Below are 26,438 nucleotides of genomic sequence, written 5' to 3' on the forward strand. Positions count from 1 at the left end.
ACTAATGAAGAAATCAAAAATATTATTATTAATTTTTTTACCACTTGTGGTAGCCATTATTTCACTCGGAGTAGGAAGAGTTTTTATAGACCCTATTACCATTATTAAAATTTTAACATCACAAATTATTCCTATAGAAGAAACATGGGCACCAGTACAAGAAACGGTAGTGATGAATGTTCGTTTTCCAAGAATATTATTAGCTTTATTAATAGGGGGTGGATTGTCTATATCTGGTGCGAGTTTTCAAGGCATGTTTGGTAATCCTTTAGTTTCACCAGACATATTGGGTGTTTCAGCAGGAGCTGGATTTGGAGCATCTCTAGGTATATTGTTTTTTGGTAACACTTTTGGGGCACAAATATTAGCTTTAGCATTTGGATTATTGGCGATACTGTTTACGTTTTTTGTAGCAGGAAATCAAAAAAATTCTCCAATCTTTATGTTTGTGCTCGCAGGTGTCATTACATCAGCATTGTTTAACGCGCTTATTTCATTAATGAAGTTTGTAGCTGATCCAGAAGAGAAATTGCCCGCAATCACATATTGGTTAATGGGAAGTTTAGGGACAGCAACTTATAAAGATTTATATATTGCCGCGCCAATTATTATCGTAGGAGTACTCATACTGTATACACTACGATGGAGGCTAAATTTACTCACGTTACCAGAAGATGAAGCTAAATCTATGGGTATTCCTGTTATAGCTTTAAAATGGGCAATCATTGCAGGTGCAACGATAATCACAGCAGCTACGGTAGCAGTAGCGGGTATCGTAGGATGGGTTGGTTTAATCATCCCACATATTGCACGTATGTTTGTAGGTAACAATAATCAATATGTGTTACCTGTGTCACTTGCTATTGGTAGTACATATCTATTAATTATTGATAACTTAGCTAGAAGTTTAACAGCTACTGAAATTCCATTATCTATATTAACTGCAATTATTGGCGCTCCATTTTTTGCATACTTATTACGCCGTATGGGAGGTTCGTGGTAATGCACTTAGAAGTAAAAAAAGGCAACTTTCATTATAAAAACAAACCTTATTTATATAAAGAAGATGTGAATTTTAAATTGGCTCCTGGCGAGGTCTTATCAATTTTAGGGCCGAATGGTGCAGGAAAAACAACATTGTTAAAATGTGTTATTGGACTGCTAGATTGGACGGATGGCGAGACGTTTATTGATAATGTTCCGTTAAATGACCTGAAGAAAAAAGAATTGTGGAAGAAGATTGGTTATGTACCTCAAGCTCAAAAAATGACTTTTGGTTATACGCTCTTAGAACTTGTGATTATGGGAAGAGCGCCATTTATAAGTGCTTTGGCACAACCTTCGAAAAAAGATGAAACAGCCGCTATAGAAGCACTAGAGACTGTTGGTATTCAACATTTAGCCAATCAATCATGTAACGAAGTTAGCGGTGGAGAATTACAGTTAGCACTTATTGCAAGAACACTTGTATCGAATCCAGAATTATTAATACTAGATGAGCCTGAATCCCATTTGGATATTCAAAAACAGATTACAATTTTACAAACGATACGTAAACTATCCAAAGAACAAGGTATATCATGTATTATTAATACACATTATCCTAACCATGCATTTTATCTTTCAGATAACGTGATTATTACTGGAAAAGAAAAAGGTATTATCTTTGGAAAAACAGCTGATGTCATGACAGAAAAAAGAATGAAACAATTCTTCGATGTCGATTTAAAGAAACTATATTATGAAGATCAAGACGTACGACTTGAGACATTGGCACCTATGGATTTAGGTATCCAGAAACGCGAAATTTAACATGAATAATCATAATAATATTTAATATGTGAAACTGGGTTGTTAACAGTTAAACAAACGGTATTAGAAAGGTATTAAAGTTCTGATTTAGAAAATACGTTACTTTGGCTAAAAGAACTCACAACTTCCTTTAAAAATAATATAAAAACAAAGAAACTGTATAAATTTTTAAGTATATATGTTTATATATTTAAACATATGGGTAGTGTAATAATATTATTCTTTTATAAATTGAAAATTTTTAATATTGAAGGAGAATGTTAATTATGGTCAAAAAAGTAGTTTTGGAACAAGCTGCTCAAGAATTTAGTGAGGCTAATAAACCACATCCTCGTATTTATGAATTAGAGCCTAAAGATGGTAGAGCCTTATTAGAAGAAGTGCAATCATCCCCAGTCGAAAAATACAATGTAGATATTGAAGATACAACATTTAAAACTGAAAAATTTGGCGATGTACCAGTGCGTTTTATACGCCCAGAAGGAAATAAAGATACACTACCCGTTATTTTCTATATACACGGTGCAGGTTGGGTATTCGGTAATGCTAAAACACACGATAAGTTAGTTAGAGAGTTAGCCGTAAGAACGAATTCGGTTGTAGTCTTTCCAGAATATACACTTTCACCTGAGGCAAAGTACCCAACAGCAATTGAACAAAATTACGATGTTTTACAACAATTAAAAGAAGTTGCTGATGAGAAAAAACTTGATATTAATAAACTTACAGTTGCCGGGGACTCAGTGGGCGGTAATATGGCTACGGTTATGACAATTATGACCAAACAACGCAAAGGTCTAACAATCAATCAACAGTTACTATACTATCCAGTAACAAACGCTGAATTTGATACTGAGTCATATAATCAATTTGCAGAAAATTATTATTTAACTAAAGAAGGCATGAAATGGTTTTGGGATCAATATACTACAGATTCTAATGAAAGAGCAGAAATAACAGCTTCTCCTCTTCGAGCGTCAATAGAAGATTTAAAAGGCTTACCAAGTGCCATGATTTTAAATGCTGAAGCTGATGTATTACGTGATGAAGGTGAAGCGTATGCGAACAAACTAAGAGAAGCTGGCGTAGAGGTAACACAAACGAGATTGCAAGGTATTATTCATGATTTTGTTATGGTAAATTCCATGGACCAAATGAATGCAACACGCGCTGCTATGGACTTATCGACAAAATGGATTAATAAAAAGAATAATCAATAATAAAATCGTTAATTTATTATACGTAAATTGATGTTATATAAAGTGAATCAATGAAAGGAATTGGTTCACTTTTTTTAATTTAAAAGGGGATGTCAACATGCAAACGGTGTTAGGAAGTAATGGACAAATTGGACAAGAAATAGCAAAAGAAATTTATAATAACTATACTAAACATATTCGATTGGTTAGCAGAAATCCTAAAAAAATTCATGATACTGATGAATTAGTAGCAGCAGATTTAATGAACTACGAGGATACTTATAAAGCCGTTAAAGGAAGTGAAATTGTATATTTTGCTGTGGGCTTACCTGCTAATTCAGAGTTGTGGGAAAACCGATTCCCAATTATTATGGAAAATGTAGTTAAAGCATGCCAAGAAACAAATACTAAGTTAGCATTTTTTGATAATACATATATGTACGAGAAAAATGATAACGTTCAAGTAGAAACTAGCCCGTTTGTTCCAGTAGGTCGAAAATCACAAGTTCGCGCTAATATTGCTGAAATGTTGTTGTCAGCTATGAAAGATAAATCTATTGATGCAGTTATTGGTCGATCACCAGAATTTTATGGGTCTGGATTGACTCAAAGTATAACGAATTCTTTAGTATTTAATCGAGTGAAGGAAGGTAAACGAGCATTTGTACCTATAAATGATTCTGTATTACGTACGCTTATTTGGACTCCGGATGCAAGTCGCGCTTTAGTACTGTTAGGTAATACGCCTGATGCGTATGGTGAAACTTGGCATTTACCGACCGATGACAGTATCACTTATAAAGAAATAATTAGTAAAGCAGAAAATGTATTAGGTAGAAAAATTAATTATACTATTGTACCGATGTGGCTATTTAAAATAGGTAGTTTATTTAATCAACAAGTTAAAGAACTTATAGAATTATTACCAAGATATAAGTATGACAATGTCTTTAAATCTAACAAGTTCAAGGAAAGTTTTCCTGACTTTAAAGTTACAACATATGAAGAAGGTATTAGAAATATTTTAAAAGGGGAATAAAGTAATGAGAAAAATTATGATAGTTAATACAAGTACAGATTATTTTGAAGGCAGCAGTAAAGCGACAGGACTATGGCTTGGGGAACTTGTTCATTTCTATGATTATTTTAACTCTAAAAATTATCAAATTGATTTATTTAATACTGACGGTGGGAGCACACCAATTGATCCGGTTAGTTTAAAACCCTTAATGTTGGATAATATAACTAAAAAGTATTACAATAATCAATCTTTTATGGATATTTTAAGTAACTCTCAGTCTATAAATGAAGCAAAACCTACTGAATATGATGTGATTTACTTTACTGGTGGGCACGGGGTAATGTTTGATTTTCCTAATAATGAAGCCGTACAACATGCAATAAATGAAGTTTATAATCATGGAGGTATTGTTGCTGCAGTGTGCCATGGTATAGCTGCGTTACTGAATGTAAAAGACGAAAATGGCAGGTACTTTATTGATAATAAAGAAATAACTGGTTTTTCTAATACTGAAGAAATCTTAGCTAATCGTAAAAAAATCGTACCATTTATGTTAGAGAGAGAAATAAAAAAACGTGAAGCGTATTATAGTAAAGCCAAAGTACCATTTATTCCCTATGTTAAAGTCGACAATAGACTGGTTACCGGACAAAATCCCCAATCACCAAAACAAGTTGCACAAGCTGTTGATAATATACTTAATAAAAATTAAGCTGAGCAAATTTTGCTCAGCTTTTTAAAAGCCGTATCTTAACGGTAAATTATTAAACGCAGATCGTGCCTTTGATGAAAGGGACAAAATATATCTACATCGTCAATCTGGCGTTAGAAGTTCTATCGCTGTGGGAATACTAGAATACAGAGGATTTACAAATATTGTTAACATGAGAGAAGGCTATCAAGCATTCTCAGCATTATTTCAATAATCATGACAATAATGGGTTATTTTTAAATTTAGTCATTATTTCTATGTAAATGTATGATGAAATAAAATTGGCCTTACTACTTTTAATGGAGTTGAAGATTACAAAGAATTTTCAGTAACAATAAAATTCATCTAAAATTATGTAATGAGACTTAATTACTTTATTAGTATACAAACTATAAATATTAGCAAGTAGGAGAGAACAGTATAATTTCTGCTCTCTCCTATTAATTTATTATATCTATTATTTATCATCATCAAAGTAATAGATAAAGTAACATAATATAAATGATGTGAAAAATAACTTCCAAAATACAAAAGTTTGTTTATGAAACGAGTAAGAAAATCATTAATTATTAGGATGTTTTTTAGTTTCATTTTTGGATAATTGTCTTTATCTAATTTACTAATAATAGTGGGAACGGTTAATAAAAACTTTTAGAAAGTAATGATAACCTACATTTTAAAGTTAAATTATATATATTTCATTGATTAATTTCTCTTTATCATTTTCATTTAATTCGTTATCGCAGATTAATATATCAAGTTCGTTAAAATCACATATTTTTATAGTAACAGTTTTATTTAATTTACTACTGTCTGCTGTAAGATAATTAATTTTAGACATTTGTAATATTCTGCGACGTGTTTCAACTTCTTCTAAACTATAATCAGTCACTCCATTATTTGATGAAAAACCACTACAACAAATAAATGATTTTTCAATATTTAACCGATCAAAATTAAATAAAAAATCAAAACTTGTAATAGATTGTTCTGATTTACGCACTTTTCCTCCTATGCTAATTACTGTGTGACCTTGATTTAATGTTTGTAACATTACGGGGATAGAATTAGTAATGATAGTTAGGTTCTCATGATAAGTTAAGTTTTTAGCAATTTGTAAAGTAGTAGAGCCACTATCTAAAAAGATACAATCCCCATTTTTAATTTCATTGGTTGCTTTTTTAGCAATCTCTTCTTTTTTAGCTAAGTTTAAAGATAAGCGTTGTTCAATCATTGATTCTCCATTTTGATCTTTTTTGATACGGATGCCTCCATATTCTTTAGTAATCAAATCTTCTTTAGCTAATTTTTGAACATCTCTTCTTAACGTTTCCATAGAAATATCTAAATTTTCTTGTAATGATTTCAATTTCATAAAATCGTTTTCTTCAAGTACTTTAATTATTTTACGTCTTCTCTCAGTAGGTAACATAGTGGAATCCTCCTAAATTATATAGTAATATATTAAACAGTTGGTAATTAAATAGTCAACACTTAATCAATTTTTACATTTGTTTAACATGAGGTTAATAAACAATTTGTATACTTTTAGTATAGCAAATTGGAGGTGCTACATTGTTAGAATTAAAAAATGTTTCGAAAAAATATAAAAATAATGAAGTTCTAAATAATATTAACTTAGCTATCAACAATGGAGAAATCGTTAGTTTACTTGGCCCGAGTGGTTGTGGAAAAACAACATTATTAAATATGATTTTAGGTTTGACAGAAGTAAGTGCGGGAGAAATTATTTATAATAATGAAGTTATCCAAAATAAGCCAATGCACAAACGTGATTTTAATATTGTATTTCAAGATTATTGTTTGTTTCCACATTTAAATGCTTACGAAAATATTATTTACGGTTTAAAAAACTTGAAGAAAAATCCATATGATAAAAAGGTGACTGATTTAATAGAATTGCTCGAGCTTAGACCACATTTGTATAAAAAGATACATGAATTGTCAGGAGGACAAAAGCAACGTGTATCTATTGCAAGAACAATTGCTATGGAACCTAAAATTTTATTGATGGATGAGCCGTTGAGCGCATTAGATGGTGTAATTAAAGAATCTATTAAAGATATGATTCAAAAAATAGCAAAAACACTAAATTTAACGACAATCATTGTAACCCATGACCCAGAGGAAGCCTTAACTATGGCTGATAAGGTGGTTGTAATAGAAAATGGAAAGGTAGCACAATTTGGTACGCCAGATAATATTATTAATGAACCGAAAAATAAATTTGTCGAACAATTTATTTTAGACCAGCTTAAAGTGAAAAGAAATCATATTTATCAATTATTTGGAGCATCCTATGGTGCCTAAAATTTATAGTCAGCGTATATTATTTACACTTATTATTTTATTTTTTCTTATATTTCTTGTTTTACCTATTATTTTCTTATTAGGACGTTCAATTATCAGTGATGGTCAATTTAGCTTACATTATTATGATGATATTTTAAATAATAAAACTATAGTGACTTCATTATTTAATAGTATAAAAATATCGTTGTTAGCGTCTACTGTGACAACTATATTAGCTTTTTTTGCAGCTTATACAATTCATATGACACACGGAGCGAGTTGGATTAAAACCTATAATAAAACAATGGTTTTATTGCCAATGCTTGTACCGACAATTACATATGGTTTTATACTTATGTATCTATTTGGTAACGAGGGGATATTAGCTCGTATATTAGGTGACGCACCATTTACGATTTATGGTAAAAATGGTCTTTTTATTGGCTATGTAATCTACACATTACCAGCAGCCTATTTCATTATCTCAAATGCATTTAATTATGTAGACCATAGATTTTATTACATTTCGCTAATTATGAAAGATAATAGGTGGAGACGTTTCTATCATACATTATTAAGACCATTATTAATTCCGATTGCAAATGCTTTTGTATTGTCATTTATATTAAGTTTTACTGATTTTGGGATTCCAGCATCGATAGGTGCGGATTATAACGTTATAGCAACCTCATTGTATCAAATGATTTTAGGATCTATACCTAAATTTGCAGAAGGTGCAGTAATTGCGGTATTAATGCTTATTCCAGCAGTCTCCGGCTTTATATTCTTGTCAGTGATAGAAAAATGGAATGTGAGACAACAAGGAGATAACCATACGAGTGTCAAAAAACGACCTATTCATGACAATATTATGAATGCTGCGAATTTTATACTGAGCACTGTTATTTTATTAATATTTATAGTTATGTTTATCGTACCGTTTACAGAACGTTATCCGTATCAATTGAACTTTACATTAACGCATGTAATCAAATTATTTCAAGATGATATTTTGATTCATATTTATATTCAAGCATTATTTGTAGCTGTAGCAACAGCAGTCTTTGGGACTATTGTTAGTTTCTGTGGTGCGCTCATTACTGTGCGTACTCAATTATATGGAAAACAAGTGTTGAAAATGATATCGATGGTTACGAATACCGTTCCAGGAATGATTTTAGGTCTTTCATATTTATTGTTTTTCCAAAATAGTAGTATTAAAGGCACATTTCTTATCATTATTTTGAGTATTGTAGTGCATTATTATACGACACCATTCTTAATGGCTAAGTCTGCGTTAGATAAGCTGAATCCCTCGTGGGATACAACAAGTACATTAATGCAAGATACTTGGATGGAGACAATATTCAAAATTATAATTCCTAACATGAAAACAACTATCGTAGAAATGGTTAATTATTATTTTATCAATGCAATGGTAACTATTAGTGGTGTGATCTTTTTAGTGTCGACATCTACACAAATCGTATCTACACAAATTAATCAGTTACAACACTTTAATCGCTTTGTGGATATTTTTATCCTCTCAATTCTAATTTTTCTTACGAATGTCATTGCGCGACTGTTAACGAGTTGGTGGCTAAAGTCACAAAGTAGAAAAGGGGAGAGCTAAATGAAATTGAAACTGTTTGTTGGTGTATTACTATGCCTAATACTGTTATATTTTTCTTATTTTGGTCTTGGCTCATCTACCGATAAAGTCGTCATTGCAACGAATTCTGATGAAGAAGCCATTACTGTTATGGAAAAAACTTTAGATCAACATGGCTTTAAAGGAGAATATATTATTCAACCACATTCTACTGCCGAATTAGGAGGGAAAATGATTGCAGAAGGTAAAAATATTGAAGCAGATGTTGTTACACAATCTACCTATTACTTAGAAAGTGCACAAGATAAAAATAATATGTTTGCGTCAATGGAAGCAGAAAAACAGAAAAAGACAATTGATTCCTTTCCTAATTATATAATTCCATTATTAGGAAACATGGGCTCTTTATTTGTGAATACTAAAGCGTTAGAAAAACAAGGCTTACCTATTCCTAAAACAGTAAAAGATTTGACCCAACCTGAATACAAAAATCAAATTGCAATGCCAAATATTATGGAATCCTCAACCGGGTGGTTAGTCATTCAAAGTATTTTAGGACAATATGGTAATGACGAAGGTAGCAAAATTTTAGAAAAACTAATTGATAATACAGGGCCTCATTTAGAAAGTTCAGGTTCAGGACCACTTAAAAAAGTAGAGTCTGGGGAAGTAGCTGTTGGTATTGGATTAAGAGCCCAAGCCGTTAAATCTGAACAGAATGGAAATCCGATACACTTTATTGACCCTAAAGAAGGTAATTATTCACTAGTGGAAGCTGCAGCTGTAGTGAATAAGGGCGGTAAGAAACAACAGAAAGCACAGAAAATGGTTCAAACAATTCAACAACATGGCCGTGAAGATTTACTGAAAACATATCCAGTGCCTTTATATCAGGGGGAAGAATTAGAGAAAACGCAGGAGCCTAAATATCCTAAAAAATGGGATGAACGCTTAACGGTAGAATTATTAGAAAAACATCAAGATATTTTTAACGATGCTAAAAAACTAGTAGAAAATAACTAAGGAGGCGTTTATTATGTCACAATATAAACTTTTAACACCAGGACCATTGACAACAACGGAAACAGTAAAAGCGCAAATGTTAGAAGATCGATGTACTTGGGACGATGACTATAAAAGTCTAACACAGTCAATACGTCAAAAATTGTTAACAATAGGAATGACAGATCCTAGTAAGTATACGACAGTGTTACAACAAGGGAGCGGCAGTTTCGTAGTAGAGAGCGTACTACAGACAGCATTATCCGATGACGATCATATACTTATTATTAGCAATGGTGCGTATGGTGAAAGAATGGTTAAGATGGCGCAAGTAATGAAAAAAAACGTTACTCCAGTCTATTTAGCATATAATGAAATACCTAATATCAATGAACTGAAGGAAATAATAGATAGTGACACCTCAATTACGCATATCGCATTTGTTCATTGCGAAACAACGACAGGTATCTTAAATCCAATCGAAGAAATATGCGAAATAGCTACTCAAAAAAACTTGCAAGTAATAGTAGATGCTATGAGTAGCTTTGGCGGTGTCCCAATTAATGTAGAAGAATTAAATATTGATTACTTGATTAGTAGTGCTAATAAATGTATTCAAGGTGTGCCAGGATTTGGATTTGTTATCGCCAAACGAACATCATTAGAACAATGTGAAGGGAACGCGTCGAGTGTCTCCTTAGACCTTTATGATCAATGGAAAAATATGGATATAGACGGAAAATGGCGTTTTACTTCACCCACACACGTAGTTGGGGCTTTCAGACAAGCCATTAGCGAATTAGAAGAAGAAGGCGGTGTAGAACAACGATATCAACGATACCAAAGTAATAATACGTATATTATCAATGAAATGAAGAAAATTGGATTTGAGCCTTATGTTAAAAGTACAGTACAATCACCAATTATTACTACATTTTTATATCCTAATGAATCGTTTGAGTTTAAAGCTTTTTATGAATATATGAAACAGAGGGATTTTGTATTATATCCTGGTAAATTAATGGATACACCTTCATTTAGAATTGGTAATATTGGTGATTTACATCGAAGTGACTTTGAATTATTAATTAAAGTAATAAAAGAATATCAAGTTAAGGAAGGGGAATAAATATGACTAAAATCAAAGGAATTATATTCGATTGGGCTGGTACTACAGTTGACTTTGGTTGTTTTGCACCTGTAAATGTATTTATAGATATTTTTAAATCAGCCGAAGTAACAGTGACAATAGACGAAGCTCGTGAACCAATGGGTATGTTAAAAAGAGATCATATTCAAACTATGTTAGAAATGCCAAGAATACAACAATTGTGGCAAAAACAATACGGAAAATCACATAGCGAACAAGACATAGATAATTTATATAATCAATTTGAAAAGCTATTAATGAAGAATCTAAAATCATTTACTGATCCAATAATTAATGTGACTGAAGTCATAGACGATCTTCGAGAAAAAGGATATGTTATTGGTTCTACAACGGGATATACAAGAGAAATGATGAAAATAGTGAGTTCAGCTGCGAAAGAAAAGGGATATGCACCTGACCATATTGTAACAGCTGATGATGTGGGGGGATACGGTAGACCGTATCCATATATGATTTTTGAAAATATGCGCCAACTCGAATTACAATCGGTTCATGAAGTAATAAAAGTAGGAGATACTGTATCCGATATCAAAGAAGCAGTTAATAGTGGTATTACAGCAGTAGGTATTATTAAAGGCAGTTCGATTGTTGGATTAAGAGAAAATGAGTGGAATAATTTGAATAAAGAGGAAAAAAATAAAATTATAGAAGAAACAAAACAAAAATTTATAGCTAATGGGGCAGATTACGTATTACAAGATATAACAGAATTACCGCTAATAATAGAAGAATTAAATAAAAAAGAATAAAACATTAAAGATATTCCTTATTTGCTAAAATGATTTCAAATATAGGATGTAAAATAGAGACACTTTCGTTGAATTCATTTTCAGGAGGAATTTATTCGGAGGTGTTTTTCTATGAAAATTATCGAATTATTGAATTCACTAACATCTGGAGATAAATTTCTCCCTCTCGAAGTATTAAACATTTTTAAACAACCACCAACTAAATGTCCTTGGACCTTACTGTTACCAATTATTGCTTCTTAATCACCTTTATTTAAACATTTTCTTGTATTAAAATGTTTTCCCCTTTCTAATCAAATGACTTATCTCCAATATATTTAAAATTTATTATACTTCTATAAAAATGGTTATTAAACTAAGTATTTTTATGAGTTTAATAACAGCCTTTATTAAAAAATATAATTATGAAAGATTTAAGAGAATTACTTTAATATGTATATTTTTCTATTAATCATCGATTATGTTAATAAAAAGTGACTATTAAATGATTCAAGAATATATGAACTTGTTGTTATGCATAATGTTGTCATTATACGCTCTAGGGTATGTGATGTTTTGATAATTAAAAGTATGAAGATTTGCCAAACCATGAACATCATGATCACTATGGAAACCATGACCATAGCAGTGATTACGAACATCACTATCATGGTGAGTTTAAAGTTAAATTATTTGTCTCATTAATTTTTGCAATACCTATCATTATTTTATCGTCAATGATGGGAGCTGAATTACCATTTCAATTCACATTTTCAGGCTCTGAATGAGTAGGTTAATACTTGCTAAAATTTTATTCTTTTATGGAGGTAAGCCGTTTTTAATTGGCGAAAAAGATGAACTTGGAGTTGAAAAAACAAGCACGATGATATTAGTTGCTTTAGGTATTTCGGTAGCTTATATTTATAGCTTGTATGCTTTTTATATTAATAATATTAGTAGTACGACAGATTATACGATGGCTCTTTTTTGGGGTTAGCTACATTAACTTTAATTATGTTTTTAGGTCATTGGATTGAAATGAAAGTGGCAAGAAATGTTGGAGACGCATTTAGGATGTTATAAAACATTTATCAAGAAACTAACATAGACGCACTAACCCCTCACTATTACTGGTAATGAAGGGGTTTTGTAGATATGACTAATCGTCTATTTTGTTTAATCAATACGTAAATGACGCAATAATATAATCACTGATGAATGGAGTGTCAGGTGAACAAGGGTTTTCAATGTAGATAATGTCCTCCTCTCTGGGTTAAGTTGGCCCCCTGAGAAAAAGGCAACTACAGTATTATACAATTTGTGAATGTTATAAGTATCATACTTTCCTTAAATAAATATATTAAATAGAGTATATAACTTCACTGTTGCATATAGTCATTTCAATTAAATCATCATTCAATATTACTTTATCATTAAGTGGGTTTTGATTTAAAATTACAAAATCAGCTACATTGCCTTCTTGGATAGACCCTTCACAGGCATGAGTATTATTCAACTTAGCAGCATCTATAGTCATTTTTTTATATGCTTCGCTTCGTGTTAAACGTTGGTTTTCACCTAAAACTTTCCCATTTTTTGTGATTCTATTAACTGCAATTTGAATTGATTCTAAAGGAGAAATCGGTGTAACAGGTGCATCTGTATGAATTGTGAATGTCATATGCGCATCTTCAGCCCATCTTAATGGGTCTAAATTTTGTGCTTTATCTTCACCTAAAAATACATCACGATGTAAATCTCCAAAATAATATACATGATTGATAAAGAAAGAACCACCAATGTTGTGTTCAGCCATTTCTTTAATATCATCCTGTGTGACTGTTTGTAGATGTTCAATACGATTTAATAAAGGTGTTTTTTTATAATCAGCTGTAGCTTTATAAGCGTTAATGACTGACTTAGCAGCAAAATCACCATTAGCATGCGTCACGATATTAAATCCTAATTTTTGAAAATGTTTAAATATATCAATTAATTTGTTGTTACTCATTAATGGTGCAGGCGCTTCACTGCCATCCAAGTATTTATTACGAATTGATGCAGTTTGTAATTGTATAGAGCCATCGCTAAAACATTTAACTCCACCTAAATGTCCCATACCATTACTTATATTATTTAACTTTTCTTCAATTTCGTTAGCATGAATATTTTTTAAATTGTGATTTTGCTCTAATAACTCATGACTTAACATCCAACGTGTGCGAATTCTCTGAGGAGACTCCAAAAATTTAAGTACTCCCTCATAATCTATATATCCTCTACTACCAATTAATAAATCAGATGTACTAGTTATACCACTTTTAACATAGTCATCTACAGCTAAATTCATTGTATAGATAGTATCTTCTGGTTTAGCCTCAGGTAAAACACGTTGTAATTTTGCAGTTGCTGGAATTTCAATTAATACACCATTAACTTTGCCATGTTGGTCACGCTCATAGTAGCCACCCTCAGGATCTGGGTCATCCAAACTAACCCCCATATATTCTAAAGCTTTTGTATTAACAGTAGCCATATGCCCTGAATAGTGCATAACGCATATAGCAATATCTTCTGAAATTTTATCTAAATCAAAGCGATTAGGATGTCTTTGTTCTTCTAATGATTTTTCATTATAACCGAAGCCCATAACCCAACCCTTTTTGTATAAATTTTCTTTTTGTACTTTGAATTGCTGAATTAATTCATCTATATTAGAAATTTTATTTGCAGAACAATCTACCATTGTTTTTGTAGTACCATATGCTGTGGGATGACTATGAGTGTCAATAAAACCAGGTGTAATCCATTTTTCTTCTAAATCAAGTGCCTCATTATCTTTTATAATTGAATCTTGGGAGATAATTTGATCAATATACCCATCTTTTAAATACAATGTAGCAAGATAAGGCTTGTTATCTATCATATCTAAAATATTTGCATTAATTATCTTTGAAATTTTCATTTAAAAACCACCTATTTTTTATTAATAGAAACTCATTGAATACCTTATTCTTAAAGTAATAATTTTTCAACAATTTATAATTTACTATTTACACTAATGTGTATAAGTTATGATAAACAAGAATTTATAAAAACAAAAGGAGCTAAAGGAGCAATATTTATGTTTGTCTTTTATGACTTAGTGATTTTAGCTATCTCTTGCCAGGATATAAAGCTATGCCGGGAGATATTAATAAACTCCCAATTGCTATAGTTAATGATGTTAATGGAAATTATGGATATCAAATCTCAAAGCAATTAAACAAAAGTTTACCTTTTGATAATATTAATAAAAATATTACATACGTAGAAGCAAATAAAGAACTAAAACACAATAAGGTGAACGTTTTCCTGTTTCAGAAGGAGCTTTTACTTTTAGTTTTTTAGATTTTGAGCGATATGTAAGTTTCCTTTCTTCTTGGTTTCTAACTTTTGAGTATATTTGTGTAGTCGCGCTAAATGCCATGACTTTTAGTTTATTATTTAAATTTTTAATGCCGAAGATTTTAAATATAGATAAGTTGTATACCATTGGGGATGTGGGGGGATAGGATGTATATATTACTGATATTTTAGTAGCATCTATATTATTAATTATTTTTATGCTCATTACCATTAAAGAAGCTAGTGTTTCAGAATCATTACAATACTATTTTTGTATAGCTATTATTTCAATTATTTTATTATTATTTTTCAGTGCATTCTCTAGTTATAGTTTTTCATTTGAAAGTTTAAAAACATTAACAAAAGAATCTCAAGGTTTGTTTAGTTCTATAATTATGATGGTAGCTGTAGCTCCATGGGCATATATTGGATTTGATAATATACCTCAAACAACAGAAGAGTTCAATTTCCCTCCAAATTAATCGTTTATAGCATACTTGCAACAGCATTAACTTATGTCACTATGCTACTGGTTACGGGATGGATAAGTTTGAATCCCAATCATTTAAATAGTGATTTATGGCTAACAGGGCAGTAATTCAAAATGCATTTGGGAATATAGTTTAGCATTATTAGCAATTGCTATAATTATAGCAATATTTACTGGTTTAAATAGGTTTTTGATGAGTTCAAATCGCTTACTATTTTCAATGGAGCGTTCAGGTATTATGACAGAAATATTTGGTAAATTACATTCTAAATATAAAACACCACATATAGATATCATATTCTGATTTACTATTACTTTAATCGCCCTTGGTTAGGTAGAACAGCATTAAATTGGATTGTAGATATGTCCTTTACAGGAATATCTATTGCCTATTTTATTACTTGCTTATAAGCAACGAAACTATTTAGTTATAAAAAAGCAAGTAATTCATATGCATCTTTTTATAAAACATTTGCTATTTTGAGGGTCAATTGTATATTTCGTTTTTTTTATTATTATTATTAATTCCTGGTCCTCCTGCCTCTTTATCTATACCTGCATATATTGCATTAGGTATATGAACAATTATCGGATTAGTATTCTTTGTAGTAAGGCACCCTAAATTAAAGCTATATTACTAGTAATTATTTAAGGCGTATAGTCTTAAACCGTAGTGAGGAAGAGATTAATAAAAAAGGTTAATAAAATATTGCCTAATAATAATAATAGCCTCTATAGCGATAATAAATATAGGAATGATTTTTTATATTTCAAAATATAAAAAAGAGCTTACAGAAAACAATAATCTGCTGTAAGCTCTTTTCTATTTTACCTAAGGGCTGTTAACATGCAGTGCCAAGACATTCTAGGTAATAAATATTTCTTAAATATATGCATACTTCTACGTTCATTAGCTTGATTAAAAGGCAATGTTTCTTGTGATTTTTTTATTATAACCAAATTCACCGTAAGTAAAGATGATTTAAAGGGATGTAAAATATCTAGAAATCAATTAATACAATTTGCTGGTTTAATGAGGTTAAGAATTATTGATTAAAACAGTGTCAAAAAATTTTTGATCTCAGTGATAAATCAATTGGTGAAGCTAAAAAAGAATCAAAACCTATTTTTTCGCGTATACCATCTATTGTCGCTTCTATTTGCTGATAAGATAATAAGCGCAATCTAATCGATAATAACTGGTACTATGATCTTACTAACAACCTTAAACATAATTACGTTGACAAATTTATTCATGTAGAATAACTAAAAATAAAATCTTATTCTGCAGTTTCCCCGCCATCGACGGGAAGGTTAATGCCTGTAATAAAAGAAGACTGGTCAGAACATAACCAAACCGCAGCGCTTGCTTGTTCATTTGGTATGCCCATACGGCCCATCGGAATACCAGATTCAAAAGCTTTCGCTTGTTCTTCTGCTTCTTGACTCCAATTTTCTACAGCTGCTGTTTTTGTCATACCAGGACAAATTGAGTTAATGCGTATGTTTTGTTTGCCAAATTCTAATGCCGCACTTTTAGTTAACCCATTAACGCCGTGTTTAGCAGAAATATAAGGAGTTAAACCAGGTGTTCCAACTAAACCACCTGTAGATGCTGTATTAACAATTGCGCCTCCACCAGATTCAAGCATAGCTGGTATCTCATATTTCAAACATAAAAATGTACCAGTTAAAGTAATATCTATTACACGCTGCCAACGGTCTGTATCAATCTCTGTTAATGGAGCTGTTGGAGCGCCGATGCCTGCGTTATTATGTGCCCAATCCAATCGACCAAATTGTTTAACAGTTTGGTCAATTAAATTTTTAACGTCTTTTTCTTCGGCTACATTACACTTAATAAATTGTGCTTCTCCACCTTCGTCTTGAATGAGTCTTACAGTTTCATATCCCGCCTTTTCAGAAATATCTGATACGACAACTTTTGCGCCTGCTTTTGCAAAGGCGATAGCACTTGCTCTACCAATGCCATTACCTGCTGCGGTTACAATACCAACTTTATTTTTCATTATTTATCACGCTTTCTTTATATGATTAATATAATTTAATACTACCACCGTCTACCATTACGGTTTGTCCAGTAATATATTGAGCATCTTTACTTCCTAGAAATACAGCGACCGGCCCAATGTCTTTTTCAACGTCTCCAAATTTTTGTAGAGGAATGCCTTGGACAACTTGATTATAATATTCTGGGTTATCTTTTCTCCATTGATCAACACCTTCAGAATAAGCAATAGGCGAAATCACATTAGCATTGATACCAAACGCTCCGAATTCATTTGCGATAACGCGAGTTATACCACGAATAGCCTCTTTAGCCACAACATAAGACCCTTGATTTTTATCTCCCTTAACAGCTGCGCCAGAACCAAAGTTTATAATGTTTCCTTGTGTTTCTTTTAAATAAGGAATTACCATTTGGCATAAATAAAACGTCGCATAAAACCCCGTATTAAATGACAAATTCAAATCATCTTCCGTAATGTTTAAAAAACTATTCATACGAGATGCATGAGCGTTATTAACTAATATGTCAATTTGTCCATAAGTCTGTATAGTACGGTCCACACAAGCTTGTAATGATGCTTTATTACTTAAATCTGTTTTGATAAAGAAAGTATCATAACCTTGGTTGTTTAATTCTTGGCTCAATGCCTGTCCTTTTTCTTCAGCAATGTCAGCAATAACAACTTTCGCATTTTCTTTAACGTAGGCTCTTACAATCCCTGAACCAATGCCTCCTGCGCCACCTGTTACGATAGCAATTTTATTATCTAGTCTAGCCATTTAAATCACCTTTCTTTTTAGAATTCCAATATCCTTCTTTAACAAGTTTTTCTTTATTTTTAAAAGCCAAAATAATCGCAATGATATTAACCACAAATAGTAAAATAATAATAATAAGGCCCGCGGTATAGCTTCCTGAAATATCATATATAAAACCATAAGCTGGTAAAGCGACAATAGATGCAAGGGCTAAGCCAATTGATGAGGTGGAATAAATTTGACTATAGTCTTTACTTCCAAATAATGACGAAGCCATCGCTGGTGCTATTGTTCCAATCGATGAAGTAAACACTCCAAATAAGAATAAAGCGACAGCTACTACCACAATAAAATCAGGCATAGCAATCAATAAAATAGTAGCGATTAGCCCTAGTATCATAGCCAATAAACCCACTTTTTTTGCGCCAATCTTGTCTGTTAGATAACCAAATACGAGTGAACCGACAAAAACACCTACCATCAGTGCAGACATCATTGCGCCAGCAATACTAACTTTTTGTCCATGATTAACAAGATAAGTGGGAACGTGCATTGTAAAGCTTGATATGGCGGTAATAATGAAGAAAAATAGGGCTAATAAGAAAAAAGCTGGTGTTTTTTTGGCCGTAGTATACGAAATACCTTCGATGTTTTGTATTTGTTTATGGGGATCTATATCAGTGCTTGTATCTCCATAAGCTTTTGTATTTTTATCCTTAGGAGAATTACGAATTAATAATAAAATGATAGGTGCAACAATAATAAGCACACCTAATCCTGTAATAAAGTATGCATTTCTCCAACCAAACTGACTAATTAAAGCGCCTATAATAGGTTGCGCAAATACACCCAGTAACCCTCCAATTGCTGATAAAATACCAAGGGCCAGCCCTTTCCCTTTACTAAACCATCTTTCGATTAAAACAGGACCACCTATTACAGTAATGAAAACCCCGCCGATAGCGAGCGGTATAGCTAAGAGGTACCATCCCCAAATTGAATTCATTAAACCAAATAAAGCGAACGCCCCTGCTTGGAAAACAATGGCAAAAAATAATACTAACCGTGCACTATATTTAGATAATAGTTTTCCTCCAAACGGAAGAAACAGCAGGGTAACAATCGAAGAAACACTTAAATAAATCGTTAAACTCCCTACGCCTACATTTAAATCTTGGGACACAGGGGATAAAAATAAACCTGCTGAATTATTTAACGCTGCTTTCCCTAATCCTACAGAAACACAGAGCCCTATTAATATTAACCACGCAAAATGTAACCTTTCTTTATGCATTTAAGCCACCTCTAAAATTTAAAATATTTATCTGCTTTCTGTATTTAGATATTTTACACGTTCAAATAATTTCTTTTGTATGCTTAGTAGTTGCTCAACTTCTTGGGTGTTTAAAACAGAATAAACTTCATTTCTCATGTTTCGCCCTTGCTTTTGAGCTTCTTCTAAAACATCTAATCCTCGATCAGTAATTGTAATTAAAATAACACGTCGGTCATTTTCTTGTTGCTCTCTTACTATATAGTCTTCTTTTATAAGGTTGTTCGTTAATTTAGTAATAGCGCCAGAAGTATAGCCTAAGGAAAGCGCAAGAGACGAGGTTTTTTGTGGCCCCTCCTCTTTTAATTTGGATAAAGCCAAAATCTGTGAAATATTGACGTTCATATTAAATTTTTTCATAAAAAGTGTCATTGTAGCATCATTAAACAGTTCGGCATTATGAATAAGTTCAAAAAAATTGTTGTTTTCCATGTTATCTCCTTCCTAAAAATAAGTTGTAATGTTAATATACCAGTAATTATCTTTCCGGTAAAATATTTAACGGTATAATAAACGCCTGATTTTTATAAATTGAAAATAAGCAAAAAGATAATAATTTTAGGGAGAAGACGAGGAGGAATTATGGGTATTTATATAGAAAGTATTAATTCATTTAATATAAATGAAGTTAAAAATTTAAAAATAGCCAAGAAACAATTTCATTTCATAGAAACAATAACGGATTGTTTAAACGAAGCCGAGAAATCTTCACAGTGGCATCCAGTAGCAATTTATAAAGATAATATTGTCGTTGGCTTTGCGATGTATGGTTGCTTTGGAGAAAACAAAGAAACTTGGATTGATCGAATTCTTATTGATGAACAACATCAACGTAAAGGCTATGGACGAGAAGCTATGAAATTGCTGATAAATTTAGTTTTAAATAATTATGATATAAACACAATCTATTTAAGTATTGTTAGAAACAATGATATTGCAAGAGCGTTATATGAAAAGTTAGGTTTTCGTTATACATCAATAGATGATTTAAATGGTGAATTAATATTTAAGTATGATAAACATTAATTGTCGCTGTAGTGCTTAATAGCTAACGTTAAAAACATAAATTGAACCAAATAAGGAGTGTATAGAAAAATGAAAAGATTAAAAGATAAAGTTGTAATTATTACTGGAGCTGCACAAGGTATGGGCAAAATGCATGCTGAAAAAGCATTAAGTGAAGGTGCAAAAGTTGTGATTACTGATATAAATAAAGATCTAGGGTTACAAACTTCTCAAATACTCGGAGAAAACGCTATATTTATTCAACATGATGTGGCGAATGAAGAACATTGGAGCAATGTAATAAGCACAGTTAATGAGAAGTGGGGGCGTATTGATGTATTAGTTAATAATGCAGGAATTACTTACAGTACACCTTTAGAAGAATTGAGTTTAGCAAGTTATATGAAGATTGTGAATATTAACCAGGTTTCTGTATTTTTAGGTATGAAGACTGTAGCAGAAACTATGAAATCTCAAAATGCCGGTGCAATCATTAACATATCATCTATGAACGGTTTAGTAGGGGGAGCTATTGGATATACTGATACAAAATTTGCTGTTAGAGGTATGACTAAAGCAGCATCTAGAGAATTATCTCCCTTTAATATTCGTGTGAATTCCGTACACCCAGGGGTTATCCAAACCCCTATGTTAGAGCAAGAAGATGTTAAAGAACAAGTAGAACAATTCAAAAAAACGATTCCTATGAGACGTGTAGCACAAGTAGAAGAAGTATCAAATATGGTTATCTTTTTAGCTTCAGATGAAGCTAGTTATTCTACAGGCGCTGAATTTGTTATTGATGGCGGTCTAACAGCATTATAATATAGGAGTTTTAAGAATTTCATACTATGTTGAACTGTTATTTTATAATTTTTTGATAATATTTTTGTTTTGACGCACCAAAATTTTTATGGCTCTATAGTTACTTATCCTTCTTATATTCAATACAATAAGAAAAACAAGTTCTTATTTAACAACGTTATCGAAAAGTAGAAATATATTCTATATAAACAAGGAACATTATTACGTACGTTAATTTGACCAAAGCATCACATAATAAACTTCCCTTTATTATTAGCAAATCAACAATAAAGGGAAGTTTATTATAAATGATGTGTTTTTTATAGAAGCATGGAGATATGGTCTCTATTAAATAATAAATGTCAATTTCTATTTAAATAATATAGAAATTGACATTTGTTTTTATTCAGATATATTTTTGACATAGGTTGTTGCTGTGTTTGTTGAAATTATAGTTATAAAATTTGTGACTTTGCTTTATTAAAATCTTCTAACATCTCATGCCATGATTCTTCAATACTTTCGTTCAATCCAAAGAGGCCGCTCCGTCCCAATATATAAATATCTGGTCCAGCTTTTTGAATTTTTTCAAAAGTATTTTTATTTGAAGATCCATCCATCTCTATAAGATACCCAAAGTTATTGATATCTCTTAAAACACGTAACTCTCGTATTTTTTCTAGTGTATTATCTATAAATTTTTCACCTGCAAAACCAGGGTCAACAGTCATAATAGTTATTTTATCGACTAAATCGATATATGGTGTTATTACATCAATTTTAGTTTCGGGGTTTAAAACAACTCCAAACTTTAAATCTGCATTGTGTACTTGATTGATTAAACGATAAGCAATTCCGTTCATAACTTCTGCGTGTACGCAAATATAGTCACTTCCAATTTTTATTAATTGATCTATCCATTGAGTTGGATTAGTTACCATCAAATGTGTAGAAATTGGTACAGAAGAAATTTTTTTAACTTGTTCAATAAACCAAGGTGACAAAGTAATGTTTGGTACAAAGTGTCCATCCATAATATCTATATGGTACGAATCCACATGTTTATTTAAAAAAGTGATTTGGTCTTTAAACTTATCTAAGTCCATCGTCATAAGTGATGGAGAAAATTTTGCATTCACCATAAATTTTCCTCCTTAAGTAATCTTTAGTTCATTTAAATCTATTTCATCTTCTTCTGTCTCGTCTTTTATGTCGTTTGATTCATCAATTGGCTTTTTTAAAATGGTAAGAACTAGAGCAGTAACAATTACATTAGCTAATACAGCTAGTACAAAAGTAAATGGTTGAGACATGGTAGGTAGTACTAATAAACCTCCAAATGGCACCTGTGCATCTCCACCGAGTACCATAGAAATCGCACCACCAACAGCGCCGCCTATCCCAGTTGCAACAACACTGCGTATGATATCATTTAATGCCAGTGGTAAAACCCCTTCAACAATCTCAATGAGCCCCATTGGAAAAGCAGTTTTTAACGTTTCGACTTCAACTTGTTTATAAATATTTTTTTTGAAAATTTTAGCAACCCAGTATGCTAAAGCAAACCCTAAAGGTGTGGCAGTATTAACAACAATCAATGCAGTTATAGGTTCGTGAATACCTTGTGCTTGTAATGTCAAAACGAAAGCAAATACTGTTTTGTTAATCGGTCCGCCAAAGTCAATACTAGCTAGTACTCCAATCAATAGGCCATAGAATAATTTAGAAGTGCCATTTAACGATTGTAAGTATTCCGTTAACCAATGTGTAAAAGCACCAATAGGAACTCCAATGATATGAACCATAATCAATCCTCCGACGAGTGAAGCGATAAATGGAATAACAAGCATTGGCATAAGACCTTTAGCCCAATTTGGTAATTTTACGAATTGAATAATTAGTAATACAAGGTATCCTGTAAGAAACCCTCCAATGATGCCACCTATAAAATCTGCGCCAACAGCTGATGAGGTTAAACCTATAATTACACCAGGAGCAATACCTGGTTTGTCTGCAATAGAATAAGAAATACCAGTAGCAATTATTACAGGTAATAATTTTAATCCAAGCCCTCCTATTACAGCGAGAACATCCCAAAATGAATAACCTGTTTTAGTTAAATCGGCAGAGCTATCTCCACCGAATGCCATTCCTATAGCTATCATAAACCCAGCACCACAAACCACAGGGATAAGATAGGAAATGGCAGTTAATAAATGTGTTTTAAAATTTAAACTATTAAAAAATGATTTCATAAACCTCATCCCCTTTAAGATGTAAGTATCTGTATGATTTCTTCTTTTCTTTTAGCATCAAGTAATTTAGTGTTTATTTCATCATTACCTAACTTTCTAGCTATTTGCGATAGTAATTTTAAGTGGTCTTTTGAGTTTTCGATGCCTATGGCAATTAAAAATACAATTTGAGCGCCGTCATTATCTAATGACTCCCATTCCACTTTATTATTTAATGTTGCAATTGCGACACCTGGCTTCTGAACACTTTTACTTTTGCCATGTGGAATTGCTAGTAAATTACCAATTCCAGTAACGCCTTCATTTTCTCGGTTATATACATCATTTAAAAAAACATCTATATCATCGATGTAATGTTCTTTTTTAAATGATGCTGCTAAATTCTTTAAAGTTTCATCTTTGTTAGTATAATCTGATTTAGGAAAAATAATATTTTTGTCTAAGATATTTGTAAGTTCCAAATTTTCACCTCTTAACTTTTGCTTGCTGCAATTTCTTCTATTTTTTCAATTAACTTATTTGGTGATTTAATTGCTAAATCTGTAGGTATTTCAACTATTTTTTTTCCATCGAAACGCTCTTTATTTGATATTTTTACGTCGACTGCGAGTAACACAATATCTGCATTGTTTATTGATTCTTCAGTTAACTCATTTTCGGAACCAATAGTTCCTTGCGTTTCAATTTGAATTAAATGCCCTTTCTTTTTAGCTGCTTGTTCCAATTTCTCTGCTGCTATATATGTGTGTGCAATACCTACTGTACACGCGCAAACACTTACGATATTCATATACACATTACTCCTTTGTAATCAATTTTTTTATATAATCTTCATTTGCTAAGTTCTTCATAAAACTTCCTATTAAATTTTTCTCTCTGTCTTCAGCTTTCATAGGCATTAGTATTAAAATAATTAAATCTATTAGTCTGTTTTGCCATATTATAGGTGAGGAATTGTTTTTGACTAAGATAATACGAGTTTTATGAATGTAAGATTCTTTAATATGTGGCAATATTACTTTTGGATATATTTCTAAGTTTCCTTTTGATTCTCTAAAAGCAATGTCCTTTGACATGGTGTTCTTTTTATCAATAATGTCCTCTTCAATAAGTAAGTTTTCAATATCGTCTAAAATTTTGTACTCATTATTTGATTTTGTAGTTATTTCAAATAAAATTTCATTCATAATTAACACCTAACTTTGGAATAAAAGATTTTAATTTTGCTTGGTCATTTTTATTAAACATTGCACTTACAACAACGACAGGCCTAATGTCAAAATTCTTTATTGAAATAGTGGAAATTATTAAATCAATATCATTAATAATTTCACTGTTGATAATATCTGATGATATTACATCTATTACTTCAATCTCGGGAATGTTTTTTTCAATTTTGACCCGTAATAGTTCCGAGGTCCCTATACCAGTTGTACATGTAATAAGTGTTCTGATTTTTCTAGGGTTACGTTCTATTTCACGAGCAAAATATAGCGTTAAGAATCCAATCTCATCTTCTGAAATGGTTGGTAATAGTTTTTTAGAAATATAAGATGTTTGAAAATATATTTCAGAATATTCGAACTTTATTTGCTCTAGTAAAGTATTTTTAATAAGAATATTGTTCTCTAGTCTATTTATCATAGGCTTTATATGTTTCATTAAATCAATACGAAACTTAGCGTTAGAAAAATCACTATTCAATCTTTTTTCCATAGGTGTTATTAAATTGTTAGCAAAATTTTTAATGTCATCTGTAAAGTCACATTCTTTTCCATTGTTTGAAGGTTCATCATGCTCTATTCGATACGATGTTAGGTACTTATACAAATAGTCTTTTTCTATGCCAGGTAGCTTGGAAGATAAGTATGTCTCGAAATTTTTGATAATGATATCACAAATTCTGAAATACCTTGAATCCATAGTGTTTTCATCAGTTTCTATATTTTTATGATTTCTAAAATCACGCTTCCCATGTTTTCTAAAACGTAATATTAAAATATATAGGTGTGAAAATATATTAATATTATATGGATATGGGATGTTAACATTAAGTGTTTTTTCAATAGTGCTTATTTGGTTATAAACAAAATTTTTATCTTTCTCTTCCATGCTTTTCGGAATACTAGATAATTTTTCAACGTTTAAATATAACGTATCCATACTTTGCATTAACGCACTTCTAATATTGGATTCATCCCCTGAAATTACCAGGGTACGATCTTTACGAATGAGTTTTAGATTAAACTGTTCGATAGTTTCTATAATGACTTTTTCATCTACTGATAACATACTTTCACTAATATAAAATTTATTTACGATCTGGTTGACGTTAATTGGTTTTGGGGAGCTTATTAAAAGGTCCTTTATAATTTCGTTTCTTCTTTCAATAGGTGACATTGTTAACTTTACTCTTTTAGAAATAATATCTTGTGTAATTTCCAAACTATTAAAATCGGGATTGATATAAAATCCTTTTCCTTTTGCTGAATAAATTTTTTTACTAGTGGTAGAATTATTAATTTCATTTATTAAACGATAAATACTTTTAGAAGAGATTGATAATAAATCAGCTAATTCAGTTGCCTTGGTGTACCCTGAGGTATTTAGTAAAAAATTTATAACTGTATTCTTTTTTTCCTCCTTATTCAAAATTATTCCCTCCTCATATATTGAGTATATATTAATATTTTGTAAGCGCTTAATTTAAAATTGTCCAATACAGTGGACAATTTATTGTAATCTTATTAAGCAATATATAATTTTCTAGTATAAACCTTTGAAAATATATTTAAATAACGTGT

At 31.3% G+C, this 26,438-nt stretch carries 25 protein-coding genes and 4 pseudogenes; 15 read left to right on the top strand and 14 right to left on the bottom strand.

Going from position 1 to position 26,438, the window contains the following annotated elements; genetic code table 11:
* The first annotated feature begins 4 nt into the window (after positions 1 to 4).
* The 6 genes and pseudogenes from J5E45_RS05715 to J5E45_RS14340 form a co-directional block, all read left to right on the top strand.
* A complete protein-coding gene (locus J5E45_RS05715) occupies positions 5 to 1,003 on the top strand; it encodes a FecCD family ABC transporter permease (protein WP_039067905.1) in 999 nt (332 codons plus the stop codon).
* Positions 1,003 to 1,812: an ABC transporter ATP-binding protein gene (locus J5E45_RS05720; RefSeq protein WP_069793297.1), complete on the top strand. Its 810-nt coding sequence runs from the start codon at positions 1,003 to 1,005 to the stop codon at positions 1,810 to 1,812. The genes J5E45_RS05715 and J5E45_RS05720 overlap by 1 nt, the downstream gene beginning before the upstream one ends.
* Positions 1,813 to 2,078: 266 nt before the next feature.
* Positions 2,079 to 3,032 carry an alpha/beta hydrolase gene (locus J5E45_RS05725; protein ID WP_208181783.1) on the top strand — a complete coding sequence of 318 codons (954 nt, stop codon included), beginning with the start codon at positions 2,079 to 2,081 and terminating at the stop codon, positions 3,030 to 3,032.
* Between the two features lie 97 nt (positions 3,033 to 3,129).
* Positions 3,130 to 4,050 (top strand): NAD-dependent epimerase/dehydratase family protein, encoded by a 921-nt coding sequence (locus J5E45_RS05730; protein WP_208181784.1) that lies wholly within the window; start codon positions 3,130 to 3,132, stop codon positions 4,048 to 4,050.
* A gap of 4 nt (positions 4,051 to 4,054) precedes the next feature.
* Complete coding sequence (locus J5E45_RS05735) at positions 4,055 to 4,744, top strand: type 1 glutamine amidotransferase domain-containing protein (RefSeq protein WP_208181786.1); 690 nt, start codon at positions 4,055 to 4,057, stop codon at positions 4,742 to 4,744.
* A 40-nt stretch (positions 4,745 to 4,784) separates the two neighbouring features.
* Positions 4,785 to 4,958, top strand: a pseudogene (locus tag J5E45_RS14340) (rhodanese-like domain-containing protein); the annotation flags it as partial.
* A 468-nt stretch (positions 4,959 to 5,426) separates the two neighbouring features.
* Here J5E45_RS14340 and J5E45_RS05740 read toward each other — a convergent pair.
* A complete protein-coding gene (locus tag J5E45_RS05740) occupies positions 5,427 to 6,176 on the bottom strand; it encodes a DeoR/GlpR family DNA-binding transcription regulator (RefSeq protein ID WP_039067910.1) in 750 nt (249 codons plus the stop codon).
* A 143-nt stretch (positions 6,177 to 6,319) separates the two neighbouring features.
* Between J5E45_RS05740 and J5E45_RS05745 the strand changes: the two genes are divergently transcribed.
* The 5 genes from J5E45_RS05745 to phnX are packed head-to-tail and all read left to right on the top strand — an operon-like array spanning position 6,320 to position 11,591.
* Positions 6,320 to 7,075, top strand: coding sequence for an ABC transporter ATP-binding protein (locus J5E45_RS05745; RefSeq protein ID WP_208181788.1), 756 nt, complete (start codon positions 6,320 to 6,322; stop codon positions 7,073 to 7,075).
* Entirely contained in the window at positions 7,065 to 8,690 is a 1,626-nt protein-coding gene (locus J5E45_RS05750) for an ABC transporter permease subunit (protein ID WP_208181790.1), read from the top strand. Before J5E45_RS05745 ends, J5E45_RS05750 begins: the two co-directional genes overlap by 11 nt.
* Positions 8,691 to 9,692, top strand: coding sequence for an extracellular solute-binding protein (locus tag J5E45_RS05755; protein ID WP_208181791.1), 1,002 nt, complete (start codon positions 8,691 to 8,693; stop codon positions 9,690 to 9,692).
* 13 nt (positions 9,693 to 9,705) lie between these two features.
* Complete coding sequence (gene phnW / locus J5E45_RS05760) at positions 9,706 to 10,800, top strand: 2-aminoethylphosphonate--pyruvate transaminase (protein ID WP_107549129.1); 1,095 nt, start codon at positions 9,706 to 9,708, stop codon at positions 10,798 to 10,800.
* A 2-nt stretch (positions 10,801 to 10,802) separates the two neighbouring features.
* Positions 10,803 to 11,591 (top strand): phosphonoacetaldehyde hydrolase, encoded by a 789-nt coding sequence (gene phnX, locus J5E45_RS05765; RefSeq protein ID WP_107549128.1) that lies wholly within the window; start codon positions 10,803 to 10,805, stop codon positions 11,589 to 11,591.
* Between the two features lie 80 nt (positions 11,592 to 11,671).
* On the opposite strand, the gene J5E45_RS14540 is transcribed toward phnX, so the two are convergent.
* Entirely contained in the window at positions 11,672 to 11,773 is a 102-nt protein-coding gene (locus tag J5E45_RS14540; protein ID WP_158262151.1) for a hypothetical protein, read from the bottom strand.
* 534 nt (positions 11,774 to 12,307) lie between these two features.
* On the opposite strand from J5E45_RS14540, the pseudogene J5E45_RS05775 reads away from it, so the two are divergent.
* Positions 12,308 to 12,650: pseudogene (locus J5E45_RS05775) on the top strand (heavy metal translocating P-type ATPase); the annotation flags it as partial.
* A gap of 280 nt (positions 12,651 to 12,930) precedes the next feature.
* Here the strand turns inward: J5E45_RS05775 and J5E45_RS05780 are convergent.
* Positions 12,931 to 14,535: an amidohydrolase gene (locus J5E45_RS05780; protein WP_069793307.1), complete on the bottom strand. Its 1,605-nt coding sequence runs from the start codon at positions 14,533 to 14,535 to the stop codon at positions 12,931 to 12,933.
* Between the two features lie 379 nt (positions 14,536 to 14,914).
* Between J5E45_RS05780 and J5E45_RS14345 the strand changes: the two are divergent.
* Positions 14,915 to 16,149 (top strand): annotated as a pseudogene (locus J5E45_RS14345) (APC family permease); the annotation flags it as partial.
* A gap of 126 nt (positions 16,150 to 16,275) precedes the next feature.
* Here J5E45_RS14345 and J5E45_RS14490 read toward each other — a convergent pair.
* The 5 genes and pseudogenes from J5E45_RS14490 to J5E45_RS05805 form a co-directional block, all read right to left on the bottom strand.
* Positions 16,276 to 16,395, bottom strand: a pseudogene (locus J5E45_RS14490) (hypothetical protein); the annotation flags it as partial.
* A 332-nt stretch (positions 16,396 to 16,727) separates the two neighbouring features.
* Positions 16,728 to 17,477: a glucose 1-dehydrogenase gene (locus J5E45_RS05790; RefSeq protein ID WP_069793308.1), complete on the bottom strand. Its 750-nt coding sequence runs from the start codon at positions 17,475 to 17,477 to the stop codon at positions 16,728 to 16,730.
* Between the two features lie 25 nt (positions 17,478 to 17,502).
* The gene (locus J5E45_RS05795) at positions 17,503 to 18,258 is read right to left on the bottom strand and encodes an SDR family NAD(P)-dependent oxidoreductase (RefSeq protein WP_069793309.1); all 756 of its coding nucleotides are present in this window, start codon (positions 18,256 to 18,258) and stop codon (positions 17,503 to 17,505) included.
* Positions 18,251 to 19,531 (bottom strand): MFS transporter, encoded by a 1,281-nt coding sequence (locus J5E45_RS05800; protein WP_069793310.1) that lies wholly within the window; start codon positions 19,529 to 19,531, stop codon positions 18,251 to 18,253. Before J5E45_RS05800 ends, J5E45_RS05795 begins: the two co-directional genes overlap by 8 nt.
* Positions 19,532 to 19,558: 27 nt before the next feature.
* The gene (locus J5E45_RS05805) at positions 19,559 to 20,002 is read right to left on the bottom strand and encodes a MarR family winged helix-turn-helix transcriptional regulator (RefSeq protein WP_069793311.1); all 444 of its coding nucleotides are present in this window, start codon (positions 20,000 to 20,002) and stop codon (positions 19,559 to 19,561) included.
* A gap of 150 nt (positions 20,003 to 20,152) precedes the next feature.
* Between J5E45_RS05805 and J5E45_RS05810 the strand changes: the two genes are divergently transcribed.
* Positions 20,153 to 20,596 carry a GNAT family N-acetyltransferase gene (locus J5E45_RS05810; protein WP_039067925.1) on the top strand — a complete coding sequence of 148 codons (444 nt, stop codon included), beginning with the start codon at positions 20,153 to 20,155 and terminating at the stop codon, positions 20,594 to 20,596.
* Positions 20,597 to 20,665: 69 nt separating this feature from the next.
* A complete protein-coding gene (locus J5E45_RS05815) occupies positions 20,666 to 21,400 on the top strand; it encodes a glucose 1-dehydrogenase (protein WP_039067926.1) in 735 nt (244 codons plus the stop codon).
* 434 nt (positions 21,401 to 21,834) lie between these two features.
* Here J5E45_RS05815 and alsE read toward each other — a convergent pair whose 3' ends face one another.
* Genes alsE through J5E45_RS05845 form a run of 6 tightly spaced genes read right to left on the bottom strand, consistent with a single transcriptional unit; the run spans position 21,835 to position 26,286 of the window.
* Entirely contained in the window at positions 21,835 to 22,521 is a 687-nt protein-coding gene (alsE, locus tag J5E45_RS05820; protein ID WP_039067928.1) for a D-allulose 6-phosphate 3-epimerase, read from the bottom strand.
* Between the two features lie 12 nt (positions 22,522 to 22,533).
* Complete coding sequence (locus J5E45_RS05825) at positions 22,534 to 23,634, bottom strand: PTS fructose transporter subunit IIC (RefSeq protein WP_208181793.1); 1,101 nt, start codon at positions 23,632 to 23,634, stop codon at positions 22,534 to 22,536.
* Between the two features lie 14 nt (positions 23,635 to 23,648).
* Complete coding sequence (locus J5E45_RS05830) at positions 23,649 to 24,095, bottom strand: PTS sugar transporter subunit IIA (protein ID WP_039067930.1); 447 nt, start codon at positions 24,093 to 24,095, stop codon at positions 23,649 to 23,651.
* 11 nt (positions 24,096 to 24,106) lie between these two features.
* Positions 24,107 to 24,424, bottom strand: a complete 318-nt coding sequence (locus J5E45_RS05835; protein WP_069793314.1) for a PTS fructose transporter subunit IIB — start codon at positions 24,422 to 24,424, stop codon at positions 24,107 to 24,109.
* Between the two features lie 7 nt (positions 24,425 to 24,431).
* Positions 24,432 to 24,821 carry a PTS sugar transporter subunit IIA gene (locus tag J5E45_RS05840; protein WP_208181794.1) on the bottom strand — a complete coding sequence of 130 codons (390 nt, stop codon included), beginning with the start codon at positions 24,819 to 24,821 and terminating at the stop codon, positions 24,432 to 24,434.
* Positions 24,814 to 26,286 (bottom strand): BglG family transcription antiterminator, encoded by a 1,473-nt coding sequence (locus tag J5E45_RS05845; protein WP_208181802.1) that lies wholly within the window; start codon positions 26,284 to 26,286, stop codon positions 24,814 to 24,816. Before J5E45_RS05845 ends, J5E45_RS05840 begins: the two co-directional genes overlap by 8 nt.
* Positions 26,287 to 26,438: the final 152 nt, after the last annotated feature.

The sequence above is a fragment of the Staphylococcus shinii genome (assembly GCF_017583065.1).
In the GTDB taxonomy this organism is placed as follows: Bacteria; Bacillota; Bacilli; order Staphylococcales; family Staphylococcaceae; genus Staphylococcus; species Staphylococcus shinii.

Excerpts from the sequence above, each read along its gene's own strand:
- alsE (WP_039067928.1), bottom strand. The coding sequence starts at position 22,521 with ATGGTGAATGCAAAATTTTCTCCATCACTTATGACGATGGACTTAGAT.
- J5E45_RS05810 (WP_039067925.1), top strand. The coding sequence starts at position 20,153 with ATGGGTATTTATATAGAAAGTATTAATTCATTTAATATAAATGAAGTT.
- phnX (WP_107549128.1), top strand. The coding sequence starts at position 10,803 with ATGACTAAAATCAAAGGAATTATATTCGATTGGGCTGGTACTACAGTT.
- J5E45_RS05815 (WP_039067926.1), top strand. The coding sequence starts at position 20,666 with ATGAAAAGATTAAAAGATAAAGTTGTAATTATTACTGGAGCTGCACAA.
- J5E45_RS05750 (WP_208181790.1), top strand. The coding sequence starts at position 7,065 with ATGGTGCCTAAAATTTATAGTCAGCGTATATTATTTACACTTATTATT.
- J5E45_RS05715 (WP_039067905.1), top strand. The coding sequence starts at position 5 with ATGAAGAAATCAAAAATATTATTATTAATTTTTTTACCACTTGTGGTA.
- J5E45_RS05780 (WP_069793307.1), bottom strand. The coding sequence starts at position 14,535 with ATGAAAATTTCAAAGATAATTAATGCAAATATTTTAGATATGATAGAT.
- J5E45_RS05755 (WP_208181791.1), top strand. The coding sequence starts at position 8,691 with ATGAAATTGAAACTGTTTGTTGGTGTATTACTATGCCTAATACTGTTA.
- J5E45_RS05805 (WP_069793311.1), bottom strand. The coding sequence starts at position 20,002 with ATGGAAAACAACAATTTTTTTGAACTTATTCATAATGCCGAACTGTTT.
- J5E45_RS05740 (WP_039067910.1), bottom strand. The coding sequence starts at position 6,176 with ATGTTACCTACTGAGAGAAGACGTAAAATAATTAAAGTACTTGAAGAA.
- J5E45_RS14540 (WP_158262151.1), bottom strand. The coding sequence starts at position 11,773 with ATGTTTAATACTTCGAGAGGGAGAAATTTATCTCCAGATGTTAGTGAA.
- J5E45_RS05825 (WP_208181793.1), bottom strand. The coding sequence starts at position 23,634 with ATGAAATCATTTTTTAATAGTTTAAATTTTAAAACACATTTATTAACT.
- J5E45_RS05795 (WP_069793309.1), bottom strand. The coding sequence starts at position 18,258 with ATGGCTAGACTAGATAATAAAATTGCTATCGTAACAGGTGGCGCAGGA.
- J5E45_RS05735 (WP_208181786.1), top strand. The coding sequence starts at position 4,055 with ATGAGAAAAATTATGATAGTTAATACAAGTACAGATTATTTTGAAGGC.
- J5E45_RS05790 (WP_069793308.1), bottom strand. The coding sequence starts at position 17,477 with ATGAAAAATAAAGTTGGTATTGTAACCGCAGCAGGTAATGGCATTGGT.
- J5E45_RS05835 (WP_069793314.1), bottom strand. The coding sequence starts at position 24,424 with ATGAATATCGTAAGTGTTTGCGCGTGTACAGTAGGTATTGCACACACA.
- phnW (WP_107549129.1), top strand. The coding sequence starts at position 9,706 with ATGTCACAATATAAACTTTTAACACCAGGACCATTGACAACAACGGAA.
- J5E45_RS05725 (WP_208181783.1), top strand. The coding sequence starts at position 2,079 with ATGGTCAAAAAAGTAGTTTTGGAACAAGCTGCTCAAGAATTTAGTGAG.
- J5E45_RS05800 (WP_069793310.1), bottom strand. The coding sequence starts at position 19,531 with ATGCATAAAGAAAGGTTACATTTTGCGTGGTTAATATTAATAGGGCTC.
- J5E45_RS05840 (WP_208181794.1), bottom strand. The coding sequence starts at position 24,821 with ATGAATGAAATTTTATTTGAAATAACTACAAAATCAAATAATGAGTAC.
- J5E45_RS05730 (WP_208181784.1), top strand. The coding sequence starts at position 3,130 with ATGCAAACGGTGTTAGGAAGTAATGGACAAATTGGACAAGAAATAGCA.
- J5E45_RS05720 (WP_069793297.1), top strand. The coding sequence starts at position 1,003 with ATGCACTTAGAAGTAAAAAAAGGCAACTTTCATTATAAAAACAAACCT.